This is a genomic window from Bradyrhizobium sp. USDA 4449 (genome assembly GCF_054056275.1).
On the sequence record NZ_JBSRYD010000001.1, the window covers coordinates 3204722 to 3222267 of the forward strand.

The following is a 17546-nucleotide window of genomic DNA, read 5'->3' on the forward strand; positions in this document are numbered from 1 at the left end:
CATCTTCGTGAAAAGGGACAGCTTTTTGATGAAATCTGGAGAGCCGATGTGAGTGTACGCGTGTGGAAGCAACCAGCCGCTGGAGGCAAGCTATCACCTCGGCGTCAATCGGCAACCGACGTGCTCGGAGCGCGTCTCATCCCAAGGCCTAGCAAAAGCGTCTTTGGTGTCGTTCAACTCACATCAGCCGACTGTTTGTTGTCTATCCCTCAAATTGGCTGCCCGAAGCACGTTCAGGGTGAGCATGCACGAAACGCTGCCGAGATCAACTTGTGCACAAGGCCGCTGAGTGGCCCAGCGGCCACCGCATGAGGGGCTGTGATGTCTTCCCGCAACTCCATGCTTCATCTCGGCTTGAATCTTCATGGTGCCGGTGGTCATTCTGCCGCGTGGCGCTGGCCAGGCACAAATCCAAGCGCTCTTTTTCGACACCGCTACGTCCGCGCTGCGAAGCTTGCGGAGCGCGGTCGCTTAGACGCCGTATTCCTGGCCGATACCCCGCGATAAGCTTCGACATCACCCACCAGCCGCCGCTTAATGGGCTTGAACCAACGCTGGTCCTGGCTGCGATCGCACGTGAAACGAAGCGGATTGGGCTAATCGCCACCGCATCGACCACCTACAATGATCCCTACAATCTCGCCCGGCGTTTCCAATCGCTCGATGTCATCAGCGGTGGCCGTGTGGCGTGGAACGCAGTCACGACCTCGAGCCCCGCGACGGTAGCTAATTTGGCGGACCAGAGCTCGCACGAGCGGATCGCTACCGGTGCGCTGAGGACTTTGTTGAAACTGTTCGGGCGCTCTGGCTCAGCTGGAGTGGCGAGATGATCATCGCGGACCAAGCAGCGGGAGTTTATGCAGATCAGCGTCTGTTTCGGCTGCTCGACCCTGAAAAGAACAGTTTTGGCATCCGTGGCCCACTCACACATCCCGCTTCGCATCAAGGTCATCCAGTCATCGTTCAGGCGGGCGGTTCGGATCCTGGGTTGCGGCTCGGCGCCCGCAGCGCAGATGTCGTGTTCGCGGCAGCCGGCGACTTGAGAACTGCGCTGCAAGAGGCCGAGCGCCTGCGTACTCTGTCTCGTCAATTCAGCCGCCCTACGGCTCCGCTGATCCTTCCAGGTCTTGTCATCTGTATCGGCGGGACTGAAGAAGAGGCGGCTCGCCGCAAAGCGCAACTTGACGAGTTGCAAGACCTGAATCGCGCTGTCGCCGCTCTTGCACGAAGCATGGGCTTGGCGGTCGAGAAGCTTAACCTCGAAAGGCCCATTCCGGAGGAGATTTTGCCCGATGCAGACAGCGTTCCGTTTTCTGTTGGGCACCATCGCACGGTCGAAACTCTGGCGCGTCGAGGCCTTACAGTTCGCGAGATCATCACCAGCGTTCAGGCGTTTGGCCACCGCTTGCTGGTGGGCGCACCCGAACAGATCGCAGATGCGATCGAGGCTTGGTTCCGCGCCGGCGCGGTGGATGGCTTCAATATCATTCCGGACGTGCTGGCTGACGGGACTGCGTCCTTTGTCGACCATGTCGTGCCTCTCCTTCAGAAGCGCGGTCTATTTCGCACAGAATATCAGGGGGAGACATTGCGCGAGCATTTGGGAATTCCCCTCCCCATCGAACCGGCGAGTACGTCGCGTTCCTCAGTGGTGTGACGCTGCATTCGGCCTTTCCGTATTCATTGTCCTGGAGCTCGGACATGTCTGTATCCAATACGCGTTCATCGATGCGCTTCACTTGCCGGCCAAACTGTCTCGCAAGAAAAGTAGCCGCGAGTCTATTGGTGCTGCAAAGCCTGTCACAGTTCGCGCCGAGCGGCCATGCTCAAGAGTCGCCAGCGGTCAAACGAGGAGGGGTTGTTCGTTATGGGCATTTTCAAGAGCCACCGTGCCTCTTCGGAGGGTGGGTGCAGCAATGGTATTTGCAACGCCAGTACAGTGACAATCTGGTCGCCCGCAGTGAAGATGGCCAGATTGTGCCCTGGCTGGCCGAGTCATGGACAATTTCCGATGACAAAAGGGTATACACATTTGAAATAAAGCCGAATGTGAAATTCACGGATGGCACGTCTCTGGATGCTCAGGCCATCGCCGACAATATCAACGGGTGGCTCAGCAACGACCCTGATCGCCGTAATCCAACTGCCGCTCCCTATCTCAGTGATAGCTTCGAATCGGCAAGTGCAATCGCTCCTCTGAGATTACAGGTCACCTTGAAGGCGCCATTTCAACCCTTGCTGAACGTGTTAGCCCAATCCTCACAAGGCATTCTCTCACCCTCCGCGCTCAAACGCGGACTTACGGTAAATTGCGAGAGTCCTGTCGGCTCAGGTCCATTCATTGTGGACAAATGGCGCCATGGAAGGGAGGTCACTTTCCGCCGCAATCCCGACTACAACTCGGCGCCTGCGACCGCCAGGGTTTTTGTGGCCGCTGTGCCTTTCTGCGCGACTGCGATCTTGAACACGCAGACCTCTCTAAGGCCTATCTCTACAGGTCGATGATCACCGGTGATCCCCCGCAATCAATGGCGTTGAACCACGCAAATCTTGAAGGATCCAATCTTGTTCAGGCGTATCTTGCCGCGGGAATGGCTAAGAGCAACCTTGAGGCAACGCGTGCCGCATACGTTCGCATGAATCAATCATCCTTGCGCGGGGCGAACCTGAGTGGGATGTCACCGTTCCAGGCCAGCTTCGTGAAGGCCGACTTTTCGGACGCCAAGATAACCACATTCGAGCCGCCATTCTTTGCTGACCGATGTCCGGGCCTGCAGGCTGCTCTGAAGGGGCAGGAGCGGCGTGAGCCATCAAGCTATTTCGCTGAATTGTCATCGTTGATCAGACGGGGGCGAGAAGGATCCACCTGACCTGTTTGGACTGCACAAGGACGGTTTGGGCGATCATCGGAGCTGTGCGCGGAGCTCTTTGAGATTCGCGGTCAGGACGAGACGCGAGGGCAGAACTTCTGCGCGATCGGACCGACTAGATCGCCTTTTTGGCATTCAAAAAACACTGGAGTAAGAAAATGCATCTGGCAGGTCTTTCCGCAGGTAAAGCGTTCATCCGCGAGGTGGCGAGAACAGGGCAGACAATCGGGACGGTACATACGCTCGGCGCCCTACATCGAGGGCATGCAGAACTGATCAGAAGGCGGCAGTCGAAAATGACGTCCCGATTGCCACGGTGTACCCGAACAAGATCCAGCTTAGGCCAGGTGGGGGTTACGATTTCAATTTAGATGAGGATATTGGGGTCGCGTTACGGTCGGGCGCAACTGCCGTAATTTCGTCCAACGACACCGAGATGTTCCCGCCCGGCTATCGAACCTTTGTGTCGCAGGGTGAGGGTCATTTGCGGTTAGGAGGGCGTGATGCCTATTTGGAAGAAGCCGTTACTGGAGCAGTCCGCTGCATCTGCTATGCGCGACCAACACGCAGCTACTTCGGCCTGAAAGATATCGGCCAGGCGATCATGGTGAAGCGCGCCGTCGCAGACCTCCTTCTGGATTGCGAGATAAGGTTTGTGCCGACGGTGACATACAAGAAAGGAGTGCCCATCTCGTCGCGTTTGAGGCGATTTAACCGCTCTGAGCTTGATGAGCTGTCGTGCCTTTTCACGGCACTCAACCATGCGAGGAAGGAGGTCGTCCGAGGGATATCTAGCGCCAAGATCTGGTTGCATCCGCTACGTCTCAGATCAAGTTCCGCCACTTTAACCTCGACTTTGTTCGAATTATCGACGCTGACAACTTCGAAGACCTGGAGCATGCCAAGCTCCCTTTCATCATTTTTGGAGCGGCAACGGCTCATGGTCTTAAGATCTTCGATAATATCTACGTTCCAGATCAGGATACTCTCCTGAAAGGCCCTTCGAACATCTGGATCGACCTGCCGGATCAGCCCTAGCCAGCCGATTGTTCATCCATGACTTGAACACAAGGCATCCGCCGTATCCGAAGACCGGCTATCTTGTGTAGGTGCAATCGGCTTGATGTGTTGCGCTCCAGAACATAGCGATCTCTCTCACCAGCGCTGAGAGCCCTCACTGATCCACTGAGTAGATCGAGTTGTCAATGCGTTCCTCCCTGCCCGACACGGTAGGGTAGGCTGGTTGCCGTTTGAGGTATACTGGTCCAGCGGCCCACCATAGCCAGCGCTGCGGCAGCTCGAAACGATGGCGCCTCCAGACGGTAAACTCTCGAGAGCAACATCTGCAGAGATAACCATGACAACGCTATCGGAAGATCACCGGACGGACGATTCGTATGTTATCCCGCTGAGGAAGTTGGATGTAAGCGATGGCAAGCGCTTTCAAGACGACAGCATATGGGTTTGCTTTGAGCGACTGCGAAAGGAAGATCCCGTTCACCACTGTCAAGACAGCGCTCATGGTCCATATTGGTCCATAACGAAATACCGGGATATCGTCGCCGTAGACACAAACCACCAGGCGTTCTCGTCAGAACAAGGGGTCACTATTGTCGACGTGCCTTGCGAGCACTGGACCCCAAGCTTCATCAAGATGGGGCCTCCCAAGCACGCCGAGCAGCGCAATACCGTAAGCCCGATCGTCGGACCGGAAAGCTTGAACAAGCTCGAAGGTTTGATTCGGTCCCGTGTCAGGGCGATCCTCGCGGGCCTGCCGCGCAATGAAGTCTTCAACTGGGTGGACAAGGTCTCAATAGAGTTGACGACGCAAATGCTCGCCACGCTATTCGACTTTCCATTTGAGGATCGGCGACTGCTGACCTATTGGTCGGATGTAGCTGTTACAGCTCCGAAAGCAGGCCATGCAATTGACAGCTGGGAGAAGCGAAGCACCATCTTGTCCGAGTGCCTAGCCTATTTCACCCGACTTTGGAACGAGCGCATCAAAGCCGAGCCGCGCCTCGACCTGATCTCCTTGATGACGCATTCGGCGGCCACGCGCCGCATGGTGCCAAGTGAGTTCCTCGGAAATCTTATCTTACTCATTGTTGGGGGCAATGACACCACGCGCAACTCGATTACTGGCGGTCTCCTGTTCATGAATCAGTACCCATCCGAACGGCGAAAGCTCATTGACAATCCCAAGCTGGTCTCGAACGCCGTGTCCGAGATAATTCGGTACCAGACGCCAATTGCACATATGCGCCGCACTGCCGTGATCGACAGCATTGTAGGCGGAAAGCAGATCAGGAAGGGCGACAAGGTCGTCATGTGGTACATCTCGGGTAACAGGGACGAAGAGGTCATTGAGAGTGCCAACAGTTTCGTGATCGACCGCAAGAATGTGCGGCAGCATCTCTCGTTCGGATTCGGCATCCATCGGTGTCTTGGCAGACATCTTGCGGAGCTGCAGCTGAGGGTCCTCTGGGAGGAGATTTTGTCCGCGGAATTGTGGTTCGAAGTTGTCGGCGAACCCGAGCGGATTGCGTCTAACTTCGTGCACGGCTATTCGGCTCTCCCTGTGCGGATTACAGCCTAGGCCCACATTGCGCTGCTCACGCAGACGGCAGGCGGCGGAGCGGGCTTGTCCTAAACCATCTTGCGTTTCTGCAAGGAGCGCAGATGGGTGATCGACGCGAAACGTTGTTGCATGCGGGGAGCTGATTGCGGGCCCGCAGACGCTTGGAACGAGACCCGCAAGAAGCGATAGGTGAGGCGTACGTCCGCCTCGCACGCGCTCGGCAGGTGGATAATTGAACCTCAACGGCTACTCCGATGCAGGTGTCTGGGCTGCCTTAATAGTCGGAACCGTAAAGGCCGATCACCTTGATGTTGAAAATTGTAGCTGTGGCAGCGATCTTTCTTGGAGAAGCGCTTTCGATACTGGCCGAGTTGATTGCCTCAAGACAATTCGGAAAAACAGGTGGCCACATGGCGATGCTGTGGCCGATGTTTCTCCTGGCATCCTTCGCCGGCATCCTCCTCGTATTCGGATACGCACTTGGCTACATGCATCTGAAGAATATCTGGATCATTGTCGCGATATCCGTTGGCGCCATCCTGGTGCTGGAGCCGATACTCACGCTTCTGCTCTTTAGAGATGTACCGACCGTCGGTTCGCTAATTGGGCTGCTTCTGGGTGCGTTTGGCGCACTCGCTGCCATATTTCTATGAAGGTAATTTGACGGTGGCGAAAATGGCCCCGCGGCTTTTGCGAAATGCAGTCTGAGGAGCTGCGGAGGGGCGAGTCTGCCGGTTCGGACGAGGATAAATATCGATACTGGTTCAGCATCTCTTCACCGGTATACGGCGGCTGGCTCTCGGCTAGCTCTATTGAGCGCTTCTGTCAAACTCTACTTAAAAGTTCGTAGGATGCCGCCGCAAGGCTAGCTCTGTCAGTCGATTTGAGCTGGCCATTTCTCCTTGACAATAATTCGCCGTTTAAGGGCGAGGTTTGTCCCAACTACCCATTTACATCGACGGAGCCACCGGCAAACGACCAAGACTCGTACCGGATGGCGACGCGGCCAAGGCGCCTCAGCGGCCGTGACGTGTCTGATCAAACCGCAATCGAGGCATTACCCACATCGATCTCTTCAGAATCATTGGAGGTCCCATGGAAATGAAACTCCAGGTGACATCGACTTTCTTTTGCGTTCGCAAGAACGGTTTTTGGTCAGGTAGTCGTCAGTCGGGCGGTCTACCCAGACGGCCTGCACATTCGTAACTTTTATCGGAGACGAAGTATGACAGGCATTGGCCGAGCTGGCGCATCGGATGTGGGGGCCACAGGAGTCGGTAGCAGCGGGGACATAAGCCGTTCGAGGCCGGAGATTGGCCTGCTTCCCGGAGGAGGCAGACAGTCCTTCGATGCCGTTATCGAGCGGCTGCGCTCTGGGCCTCAAGACAGAAGCGCGGTGCTTGGCAAGCCGAATCTCCCGGCGCCAACGCGCAACGAGATCAGGGCAGCAAGGCAAAAGATGGACAGCCTGCTTGCCGAGCTTGATGCTAGCCGTCGAGCGGCCACGCACCCCCCGAACCTACCAGAGGCACAAGAGCTGATCGATCGAGTCGTCAAAGCAGGCTCAACAGTTCTGGAGTACTACGCGGATCTGCCGGCCAATTTAGCGCGTCGCATTATGCCCGACGACCAGGCTCGCAGGCTCCGCGATGACACGCTGGCCGCGGCCGACCGGTGTAACGAGGTGGCCACCCATATTATCTACGAGCTGGAAGACAAAAGAAAGGAAGCAAAAGGCTGGCTCGTGAGGATCAGAAGCACCGGTACGCCTGCCCAGGTGGACCGCGCGCTTGCAAGTGTGGCGAATCGTTATGCAGCCTGCATGGAATGGTGGGGAAAGAAGGTGTTGCGCCTGGAGCGGGTTCAGTCTGCCTGTGTGGCTACTGCCAATTTGCCGAGTAGCACGCCCGAGATGCGCAAGGCCGAAGAGGCCGCACTAAGGCTGCACACCGGCGAGGCTCTCAATATGAAGTGCATGTTCCTGCAACAGAGGATCGCTCTCGCGGAGCTCTTGATTGACTCGCGAGCGAGCACGTTCGATCCAGGCGTGCGCGAGGCCCTCATGGACGAGAGCGGGCGGGTGCGTCTGCTCGGGAGCTTTATCGGAGATATTTTTCCGGCGTTTGTTTCCACGGCCGATGCCGTTCTGAAGAGCAATGGAGCAGCGCTCGACGCGGAGCATCGCGCCGTGCTGGAAGGAGTGATGGAGCGGCTTTCGGAATTTGCGTCGGGGGTGAGCGGCATCGTTGCCAATGTGAGGGGGACCGGAACGGGGGCTGACCTTCCGCTGCAGCTGCTGGACGAGATTGTAGAGAGTGCGTGGGCGACAGCGAACGAGGTCATGCGGCTGCTGGCATTACAGCCAGCAACGCCTGTCACGCTTGAACGGGCGGGTTCGGCTGCGTTGCCAGAGAATATTGCTGGGGCGAGCGAAGTCAATCCGGGCCGCAGAAAGGGCAAAGGGAGGCGCGCAGCGGCCGGAGGCGAGGGGAGTTCAACGATCAGCTTATCCGAGCCGCAACTCGCAAGGCCCGCTACCGCTCCAGCTCCTACGCGCAAGGTTATCGTGCGCTCCGATCTCGGGACGAAGAAGCTCGCCACCGCGGAGGAAGCACGCGCCTCTTCCGCTGCAACCGAGCACCTACAAATGTGGCAGGCACCGCCGTCCAAGGAAGCACTGGCGGGATTACTTGAGCGGCTGGACAAGCTGCTGCAGTTCGATCTGCCGGCTCAGCAAAGGACCGTCTCGCAAACGCGCCAGATGAATCCCGAGGACGCCGAATACGTCTTGGATCGCGTAATTACGCGGTTGCAGACCCAGGCTGACGAAAGTGAAGCCTGTGTAACCGCGCTGCACGAGCCTCGCCGACGTGGCCTGCTTACGCCTTCGCAAGTGCCCGAAGTGCACGATAAGTTAGTCCGGCTCAACGGGATGCTGTCCGAGCTGCACGGACAGGCAAACTCCTTGAAGGCGCGGAAGGTAGCAATCACGAGCGATTGCATGAAGACCTACTCCTTTCCATCGCAAAAGTATCTCGAAAAGTTGCGCGCGGCGGGGGAGCTGGAGTCAGTGGGGCCCCCGCACCCACTGAAGGGCGAGCCAGGTCAGCTATTCGAGATCAAGCTGCAGCCCAAGGCGCTGCGCAGTGGTGCGATGCCAAGGCCTATGTGGGTGCACATCCATACCGAGCGCCCAGTTCATGCCTGGCAATTAGCAACGCTTGGCGATCGCGAATTTGCCGCATGCCACGTGAAATCCGACGAACAGCGCGGATACAATCGACATTGGCAGAACGCTCGAGCCGCCGAGGGCCACGACAAAGTCGTGATCCACCGCGGCAAGCTCACTCCTGGGTTTTGTAGGTCCTTGTTGAGCAACGCCGCTGGCCAGCCGTGGCAACCCCATCCGGAGCTCGTTTCATCGCAGATGGCTCAACTAGGGATCTAGTGTGCTGGTTGTCTTGCTGCGGTCAGCAATTCTTGGCGGCGTGCATGCCTCCGGATCGGCTCGGCGCATTGCATTAGCAGCGCCGAGCTCCTTCGGCTTAATTTTACAAAAGAATGGAGCCCGGAAAACGCCTGCAATCATTAGCTCCGACAGAGCCATACGATACCCGAGCTTATTCGTCCCGTAGATAGATCTAATCAAGAAAATCAATTTTACCGCTCCCACCGTAGTCATATAGACCTCGAGGAAGGTTGGGGCCAACCAAGGGAAGCGATTTCTCGGATGAAAAAGTCTGTGTTAGTGACAGTCAGCGCCCTCGCGCTTGCAACGGCGGCGGTGCCGCCTTTTGCTGCGACGGTGACCGCGCAACCGGTCACCCCCCGGCTGCAGGTAGCCGATACATCATATCCGCAGTGCGCCGATGACCCGTTGGATGGCATCTGCGACCTGTTTTTTTGCTTGACCGATCCATCGTGCGTGCGACGCTGATAGCGGAAAACCAATCAAGCAGAGAATGAGGATAGAGCCTCGTGCGGCCGCTTGCTTGGGGAGCGGCCGTTTCCTCAAGCCGTAGGTTTATACTGGCAGACTAATTGATTGCTTTCAGTTCGTCGGTGATGCCGCCAATCGCTCGTCTGTAGCGCCGGAGACGGCTCATTAAACGGGCAAGTCGATTTGGACCACAGCACTGTTCCAAGTGCGAGCCGCCGCTCGATCTAAAACTGGTCCGATATATTGCTTTTTCATGCCCTCCGACGCCCTTCAATTCGATAATTTGCATTCGGACGTCATGAATGTCCATTCTTACCGCCATGCCTAGGTAGTGGTCGTGGCGTTACAAACGATCGTTTATCAGTCGGGCGCCAAATCGAGCGGTGCCGTCTCCGGCATCATGAGCATGGCAAAGAGCCCGGCGGCGCTCGCTAAAAGCATGTACCAGGCAGGGACGAGTGCGCTCCCTGTAAGGTGGATCAGCCAAGTGACGATCGGTTGGGCTGTGCCTCCGAAAATCGCTATCGCAAAAGCGTAGATCGTCGCGAAGGCGCCACCACGAATGTTCCTGGGTAAACCTTCGGCCATGCTCACGTAGAAGGCGCTATACGGAATCATTCCGATCAGAGTGAGTGCGCCGAGACCCCCTAGAATTGCGAAGGTGCTGCGGCTCTCTACGATCCATAAGAATACCGGATAGATCATTACCAATGCCATGACCTGCGGCCATATCATGACCCGCCGCCGGCCCGCGCGGTCGGCGAGCAGACCGCCCAGCAGTGCGGCAGCAATTCCGACCGCATTGCTGATGAGCGTGGCACCAAAGGCCAGAGGCGCTGAAACATGCAGCGTGTTCATCGCGTAGGTGGTCATATACCCAGTAACGTAAGTGGTGATCGTGCAGCTGGCCAAGATAACAAATCCCAAGCACATGATGCGACGGTCGTCAGACGATTGACCTCCAGGCCGGGCGACCAGAACGGGCACTTGGTGCAGGTGCAGCGTTTCGGGTAGTGCGCTTCGCAACCAAAGTCCGAGCGGCAACGTCACCGCACCCAACAAAAGCGCGATCCGCCATCCGTACGCATTGAGCGCATCGCTTGTCATGCTGAGCGAGAGTATTTCTCCAACCAAGGCTCCGGCGGTCGCAGCTAGCTGTTGGCTCGCGGGCTGAAAGGAGACAGCAAGACCGCGACCTCCTTCGGGGGCCGCTTCCATCAAATAGGCTGTCGTCGGGCCCACCTCACCCCCGAGAGCAAAGCCTTGCAGCAAGCGTGCGAAGACGACCAGTGACGGAGCGGCTAGTCCTATTGTCTCGTACGATGGCGTAGTAGCTAACAATAAGGCTGCGGCACTCATCATGGTAAAGCTGGCGGTCATCGCGGGCCGGCGGCCAGCCCGATCCGAATACGAGCCCAGTACGATGGCCCCGATCGGTCTGGTCACAAAACCTGCGCCGAAGGTTGCGAGTGACAGCATAAGGCTGGCGAACGGGTCGTCTGCCGGGAAGAACGTCTGACCGATCTGTATCGCAAAAAAGCTGTAGGTCCCGAAGTCGTAGAATTCGAGAATATTGCCGATGGTTGCGCCCAACACGGCGCGGTTCCTCAGGCGTTGGTCTGCGGGATCGAGGACAGGCTGCAGCCTCTCTCGAGCAAATTGCCTCGACATCCTCGACCTATCTGACGCGCGACCCCAAGACCCAAACATTTTCGCCAGGTAGAACGCACCGTTGCATTCCACTTATCCGAACTCGTCCCTTACGGCACATTACGCCAGTCAACATGTAGGCTGAAGCGTGTCACGACGAAGTTCACCGCAACCTCTGCAATAAAAATGCCTGTCGCTGCGCCACGATAGCCCTTGATCTGATCGCTGGCCTGTCTGGCAAGACGATTCTGAGAACCTGCTGAGTTCGGCGGATGGCTGCAGACGTTTGAAGCTGCTCTGGCGGGAGTGGGACAAAATTGACGGACGTCACACACGACTGACGACGATTCGAGTCATTCCGCCTCGGTCAGGCAGCCGAATTAGTCGAGGGTGGGTTCGTTAAGCTTAGGCGGGTATAAGACGCAGCCGACGGTGAAGTGATCGCGCGGGACTGGAGCCCTGCGGTCGCTCCGATTGTTCTTACCTGGATGGACAATTCACCGCTTAGAAGTGGATTGCTCGCCCCACCAGCGGGTGTGCTTCATCGCGTCCGCTGGCAGCCCACGAAATGAACGGTTATCCCGGCCCTCTCGTCCGAGTGGTGCCGACCTATTGTCCGGGCTGCGATATTGCCCCCGTTGTCGGGCACGTGGAAAATTGACCCCCGTATTGCCTCACCTGAGAATGTTACTTTCTCCTGACCGATGTAACTCCGGTTATCGGCCAGTCCGAGTTGCACACAGCACCCAGGATCAGAGACTGGAGGACGTCGCGGAATGCCGAGTACATGCGCTCAGCGCCGCACCTGAGCCGAGCGCGGGATGATCGTCTCGGCTGCTTTGCTTCTGAGCGATCCCACGCGCGCTGCACGACGGTGTGCCGCGGCGGGCGAACTGTCGAGATATTGTTCAGCGAGGCGGAGATGTCCCAGCGCGCTCAGACCGCGCTTGCCTGCCAAATCGGCGGGCGTCGGCGCGGTTCGCGCAAAATGGGTAAGCCAAACCGGTGACCGTGGAGCGCATACTCGGGCTGGGCGTAGTCTTTGCCGGTGTGAACCTACATAGTCCGCTAGCCGCAACCAACCATCGCAAGTGGTGCGGTCGCTTTGCTAGCAGTGCGACTGCGTGAGCTCATTTATCGGACTGGTTGGCCCTACCAGATCTGGGCGTTTTTCAAGCAGCACCTCCACCATAGGATCACGTTAGATAGCATGCACCGTGCAGCCAGCTTCGAAACGCGAGACGAGGGGCATGGCCAACATCAAGCTTTATCATTCAATTACGGATGCGCACGCACAGCGAATCAGCTCCGCTCAAAAGATGAGATGGAGAGCGGAGGCCCCGAGACTTCGAGGCGTCCAGATGATACGCGACATGAAGCCGATGGCGCGTATGGTTTTAGCAGCAAGGCGCGCGCTTGCCATTTCAGATCTCGACCGGTGCTGCGCAATCTGGTGGCTCTATCGCATTCATTTCGGATTCACGGGCAAGGTGATATTGGGGCTCGCTGCGGTCACTGTTGCCCAGGAGACATCCCGCTGCGGAATCTAGGAATCGTGGCATCGAGCGCATTCCGGCTCGGTGTCGCGCGTCATGGAAAACTGCCCCCCGCATTGCCTCACTAAAAATGTTACCGGACAACTTTCCTGTCGTGTCTGGGGCGGAGCTGCCGAATCAGTTCGGTGGCGGGTATGGCAGGGAAGATCAGCATGCGCGCAAAGCGCGAGATCACATCAGCGCTGGTGGAGCGTTATCGGGCGAGCGGACGGCTCGAGAAGGCACGGATCCTGGACGAGCTGTGTGCCCTTACGGGATGGCATCGTAAGCACGCGATCCGAGCACTGTCGGTGGACGGGGCATCGGGATCGGCCGTGCCGCGGCGACGGGGCCGCAGTTACGGAGCTTCCATTCGCGTTGCACTGATTGTGCTCTGGGACGCCTCTGACCGGCTCTGCAGTAAGCGGCTCGTCGCGATGATCCCGTTTTTGCTTCCGGCACTTGAACGGCACGGCAGATTGAAGCTTTCTGCCGATGAGAGGTCGAAGGTTTTGAAGGTGAGCGCGGCGACGATCGATCGCCTGCTGAGCGACGTAAAGATCGCAGCAGCCGGAGGGCGCCGACGGCGGGCGGGCTTTTCTAGTGCCGTACGGCGGCAAGTCCCGGTGCGTACATTCAATGACTGGGGATCACCTCCGCCGGGGTACTGCGAAGCGGATCTGGTTGCGCACGGCGGCATGTCCGTATCTGGCGCGTTCATTCAGACGCTAACAATGGTGGATATCGCAACGGGGTGGACCGAATGCTTTCCGCTCGTCGTGCGTGAAGCAGCTCTTGTGATCGAAGCTCTCGAGCGGGCGCAGAACCTATTTCCCTGGCCCATTCGGGGGCTCGATTTTGATAACGACAGCGCCTTCATGAACGACACGGTCGTGTCGTGGCGCCGTTCTCACGATGTCGAAGTCACTCGTTCCAGGGCCTACAAGAAGAACGATGAGCATTCGTTGAACAAAAGAACGGAGCTATCGTTCGCCGCCTGGTGGGCTACGGGCGGTTTGAAGGCATGATGCCGCTCGCTCATTAGCTCGCCTGTTTGCGGCGGCACGGCTGCACATCAATTTCTTCCAGCCCTCGTTTAAACTGAAGGAGAAGCACCGCGAAGGTGCCAAGATGATCAAGCGCTATCTTCCTCCCGCTACGCCGTACGAAAGAGCATTGGTCCACCCGAGGCTCAATGAGGCATTCAAAGGTCGGCTGCGGGAGATTTACCGGACGCTTGATCCGGTGGCATTGCTGACACAGATGCGGGACGCTCAGAATGAGCTGGGTAAGCGCGTCGATCAACGGGCTGGAAAGCCAGCGATGACTGTCGCGCAGGGGCATAGCGACTTATCGGCCTTTGCCCGAGAGCTCGGCGACGGTTGGAAACAGGGTGAGCAGCGGGGCATTCATCGTCGTCGCTATGTGCGGCGCAAGCCTGTGCCACGTCGGCCATCGATGCTCGACCCCTACATTCCCATCATCGAGGAATGGCTCGCCGCGGCTCCGCACTTGTCCGCGGTCGATCTTCTCTCCCGGCTGGACGCGCATGCGCCCGGTCGGTTCAGCGGCCATCAGCGGCGCACGGTGCAGCGATTGGTCAAGAATTGGCGATCAAAGGCCGCTCGACAGCTCATCAGCAGCACAGAGATCACACTACCGGTCCAAGCCTCGCATCTTCGTATTTAATCCTGACAGGTTCTTTCGCCGAAGCACCGCAAGCCGCTCGCTCGCTACGGCGCTCTGTAGGGCGCGCTTCGCGAGCAGCTTGCTCCGACTCGCGGCAGCCGATCCAGAAAAACACCAGGGTGCGCTTCGGTAACATTGTCATCTGAGGCAATATGAGGGGGCAGTTCCGGATGGCGTTTGACAGGCTCGGCACCGAACCTACCCAGGTTACGCGTCTGGTTGGCGGACAAAAGCGTTGCCCAACGCCAGTCGCCTCAAGTCTCTCCAAGCCAGCACAGCCGCTAATCGCATCAAAAACGGCGGCCGGCGCGGGGCACTGATGGTGCCTCCAACGCGAGCAGCCTGCCGTCAAGCTCGAACCCGTGCTCGCACTTCACGCCACAACTTGAACTGTTTCGATGGATGATGCTGCCAAAGCAGAGTTGTGAGCGGCCGAACGGAAGGCGCAGGCGATCGTTCAGGATGTTTCGCGTAACCGACACGGAGCAAGGTGATCGCTGCGTAACATGCCGTCGTTGCTAAGAACCCGATTGTCAGTTTTGAGACCGACGTCAAAAAGCTGACACTTCAGGGGCTGGGGACGACTGGACAACCTCCAAGTATCAAGCGGCACACTCCTTGCACCATCGAAAGCCAGCGGACCTAATTCCCGAGTACGCATCTTCCGAATGCTTCCAGCCCACCTAGCGAGACGCCCAAGTCCGGCTCGCTAACGTCAGGACAACTTCCATGAAAAATTCGCCTTTTCTGGCAGCATCGCTATCCCTGAGTTGTTTGATGTCCGCTGGACTGTCCCAGACGCTAACCCCTGCGAGCGTGCCTGAGGATCCTTTTCTTTGGCTCGAGGAGATCGAAGGGCCGCGCGCATTGGCTTGGGCTCGCACCGAGAACGATAAGACACTCAGTGCTCTCCAATCCGACCCCCGTTACCAGCGTTTCTACGGCGAAGCGCTCCACGTTCTCCAGGCTAAGGACCGGATTCCCTACGTTTCGCTGGGAAGACTTGGTCTCGAAAATTTCTGGCAGGACGAGAACCAGGTGCGCGGCGTCCTGCGGCGTACCACGCTTGAAAGCTATCGCACGCAAAGCCCACGATGGGAGACCATTCTCGACGTGGATGCTCTGGCGCATAGGGAAAAGAAGAACTGGATCTATAAAGGGGCGAGCTGCCTTCCGCCCGAAGAGCGCCTGTGCTTGCTCCACCTTTCAGAAGGCGGAAAAGACGCTGTGTTCGTCCGGGAGTTCGACGTAGCCTCCAAAACCTTCGTCGCGAACGGCTTCAAACTTCCCGAGGGAAAACAGGAAGTCACTTGGGTAAATAGCGACACGCTCCAAATTGCACGAGATTGGGGCGAAGGCACCATGACGCAAGCCGGTTATCCTTTCGTGGTGAAGGAGCTCAAGCGCGCCCAGTCGCTCGCCGAAGCGCACGAGGTGTTCCGTGGCGAGCAGACGGATGTCGGGGTCACTCCATTCGTGCTGCGCGACAGTGAAGGGAGGATCCATGCGACCGGCGTAGATCGCGGCATCAGCTCGTTCGAGCATGAGTATGTGCTCTTTGGCCCGGAGCCAATTAAACTCAATCTGCCAAAGAAGGCGACCATCGGCGGTATCGCGAGTGGTCGCCTGCTGGTGACGCTGAACGAAGACTGGTCGCCACCGTCCGGACAAAACCCCTTTTCAGCCGGCTCGATTATCTCTTATGACCTGGCCGAATGGAAGAAGAATCCGCTGCGCGCCACACCCACGCTTGTCTTCAAGCCCGGGCCTAAACAAGCGGTCAGCAGGTTCACCGCCACAAGAAGCTTGTTGATCCTAACGATTCTCGACAATGTTCAGAGTAAGGCGTTCGTCTACAAGTATCATCAGGGCGCCTGGCGTGCCGCGCCGATCCCGCTTCCCGAGAATGCGAGTATCGGTCTTGCTGCGGCATCGCATGATACGGAGGAGGCGATGTTCACTGTCTCAAGCTTTCTTAGCCCGACGACGCTGTGGTACTTCGACGCCGCAACCGAACGCCTTGAGACAATGAAGACGACCCCTCCCAGGTTCGATGCCTCGCGACTTGTCGTCGAACAGTTCGACGCAACGTCGTCCGACGGCACACGCATTCCATATTTTCTGGTACGACCCAAGAGCGCGAGGTTTGACGGATCAACTCCAACACTTCTCTATGGCTATGGGGGGTTTCAGATACCGCTCACCCCCTCTTACGTGGGCCTCATGGGACGACTCTGGCTCGAGCAGGGCAACGCGTATGTTGTCGCGAACCTGCGCGGCGGCGGTGAGTTCGGGCCAGAATGGCATCAGACTGCCCAAGGAGCAACGAAGCAGCGCACATGGGATGACTATATCGCCGTCGCGGAGGACTTGATCCGGCGTAAGATCACGTCTCCCCGCCGGCTGGGCGTAGTCGGCGGTAGTCAAGGAGGTCTGCTGGTAGGAACCGCAATCACTCAACGACCCGAACTCTTCAATGCGGCCATTGTCCGGGTTCCGCTGTTCGATATGCTTCGGTTCACCAAGCTGGGCGCTGGAGCCTCTTGGGTCGGCGAGTATGGCGATCCCACCAACCCCGAACAGCGCAAGTCGCTCGAGGCCTACTCGCCCTATCAGAGCTTGGTGCCGGGCAAGACCTACCCGGCCCCCTTCATTCTCACCTCCACCAAGGACGACCGAGTGCATCCAGCGCATGGCCGCAAAGCAGCGGCGAGGCTCGCTGCATTGGGTCAACCGTATCTCTACTATGAGAATACCGACGGGGGGCATAGCGCGGCCGCCAACCTCATAGAACAAGCACGCCGGATCTCTTTAGAATATACTTACGCATGCCGGCGGCTCGTCGATGAGTGATGTTGAGTATCGAAGTTACATTCAATGGTAACGCTTGGCGGACGTTATCGGCAGCGGCCTGGGCAGGCTCAGTTTTTGCTGAGTCCGGCAGAGTTGGTATCTCCCCGATTGGATCCGAAAGATCAGCGTTGCCCTCAGTCTCGCCTGTCAGTCCGGGTCCAAGGCCAATTTCCGAGGTATTTCGTCGGAACAGCGTTAGGCCAGAGCCGGTGCGTTAGCCTCTCGATCCCGTGGCTGAGTTCATTGGTAGTGCGGAAGTGGATAGGGAGGGGGTTTTCGCATCAGTCGTGACGAATGACGGCAGTGAGAGCATGTCTGAGGGGATGCGGGACTTTCGTGGCAGATCGAGCGGAGGTTGATAGCCCACACGTAACATTGACCAATTGCACCCAGGCCAGTCAGCTTGCGGTAAGCTAACACAGATACAG

11 protein-coding genes and 2 pseudogenes are annotated in these 17546 nt (G+C 57.8%); 12 read left to right on the forward strand and 1 reads right to left on the reverse strand.

The features are described from left to right. Nucleotides 1-308: 308 nt before the first annotated feature. The 8 genes and pseudogenes from ACVIIW_RS15200 to ACVIIW_RS15235 all read left to right on the forward strand — a co-directional run bounded on the left by ACVIIW_RS15200 (nt 309) and on the right by ACVIIW_RS15235 (nt 8899). Nucleotides 309-830, forward strand: a complete 522-nt coding sequence (locus tag ACVIIW_RS15200; RefSeq protein WP_456705160.1) for an LLM class flavin-dependent oxidoreductase — start codon at nt 309-311, stop codon at nt 828-830. Further along, nucleotides 812-1657: pseudogene (locus ACVIIW_RS15205) on the forward strand (LLM class flavin-dependent oxidoreductase); the annotation flags it as partial. The gene ACVIIW_RS15200 and the pseudogene ACVIIW_RS15205, both read left to right, overlap by 19 nt. A gap of 44 nt (nt 1658-1701) precedes the next feature. Further along, nucleotides 1702-2505 carry an ABC transporter substrate-binding protein gene (locus ACVIIW_RS15210; RefSeq protein ID WP_456701491.1) on the forward strand — a complete coding sequence of 268 codons (804 nt, stop codon included), beginning with the start codon at nt 1702-1704 and terminating at the stop codon, nt 2503-2505. After that, complete coding sequence (locus tag ACVIIW_RS15215) at nt 2502-2870, forward strand: pentapeptide repeat-containing protein (RefSeq protein ID WP_456701492.1); 369 nt, start codon at nt 2502-2504, stop codon at nt 2868-2870. Before ACVIIW_RS15210 ends, ACVIIW_RS15215 begins: the two co-directional genes overlap by 4 nt. Nucleotides 2871-3028: 158 nt before the next feature. Next, nucleotides 3029-3864, forward strand: a pseudogene (locus ACVIIW_RS15220) (pantoate--beta-alanine ligase). A 363-nt stretch (nt 3865-4227) separates the two neighbouring features. Next, entirely contained in the window at nt 4228-5469 is a 1242-nt protein-coding gene (locus tag ACVIIW_RS15225) for a cytochrome P450 (protein ID WP_456701493.1), read from the forward strand. A 290-nt stretch (nt 5470-5759) separates the two neighbouring features. Next, nucleotides 5760-6104, forward strand: a complete 345-nt coding sequence (locus tag ACVIIW_RS15230) for a hypothetical protein (RefSeq protein ID WP_456701494.1) — start codon at nt 5760-5762, stop codon at nt 6102-6104. Nucleotides 6105-6676: 572 nt separating this feature from the next. Beyond that, nucleotides 6677-8899, forward strand: coding sequence for a hypothetical protein (locus ACVIIW_RS15235; protein ID WP_456701495.1), 2223 nt, complete (start codon nt 6677-6679; stop codon nt 8897-8899). 852 nt (nt 8900-9751) lie between these two features. Here the strand turns inward: ACVIIW_RS15235 and ACVIIW_RS15240 are convergent. After that, entirely contained in the window at nt 9752-11062 is a 1311-nt protein-coding gene (locus tag ACVIIW_RS15240; protein WP_456701496.1) for an MFS transporter, read from the reverse strand. A gap of 1229 nt (nt 11063-12291) precedes the next feature. Here ACVIIW_RS15240 and ACVIIW_RS15245 point away from each other — a divergent pair. The 4 genes from ACVIIW_RS15245 to ACVIIW_RS15260 all read left to right on the forward strand — a co-directional run bounded on the left by ACVIIW_RS15245 (nt 12292) and on the right by ACVIIW_RS15260 (nt 17118). Beyond that, nucleotides 12292-12591: a hypothetical protein gene (locus tag ACVIIW_RS15245; RefSeq protein WP_456701497.1), complete on the forward strand. Its 300-nt coding sequence runs from the start codon at nt 12292-12294 to the stop codon at nt 12589-12591. 140 nt (nt 12592-12731) lie between these two features. Then, entirely contained in the window at nt 12732-13604 is an 873-nt protein-coding gene (locus ACVIIW_RS15250) for an integrase catalytic domain-containing protein (protein WP_456701498.1), read from the forward strand. A gap of 103 nt (nt 13605-13707) precedes the next feature. Then, on the forward strand, nt 13708-14265 hold the full coding sequence (locus tag ACVIIW_RS15255; protein WP_456701499.1) for a hypothetical protein: 558 nt from the start codon (nt 13708-13710) through the stop codon (nt 14263-14265). Between the two features lie 729 nt (nt 14266-14994). Continuing rightward, entirely contained in the window at nt 14995-17118 is a 2124-nt protein-coding gene (locus ACVIIW_RS15260; protein WP_456701500.1) for a prolyl oligopeptidase family serine peptidase, read from the forward strand. Nucleotides 17119-17546 lie beyond the last annotated feature (428 nt).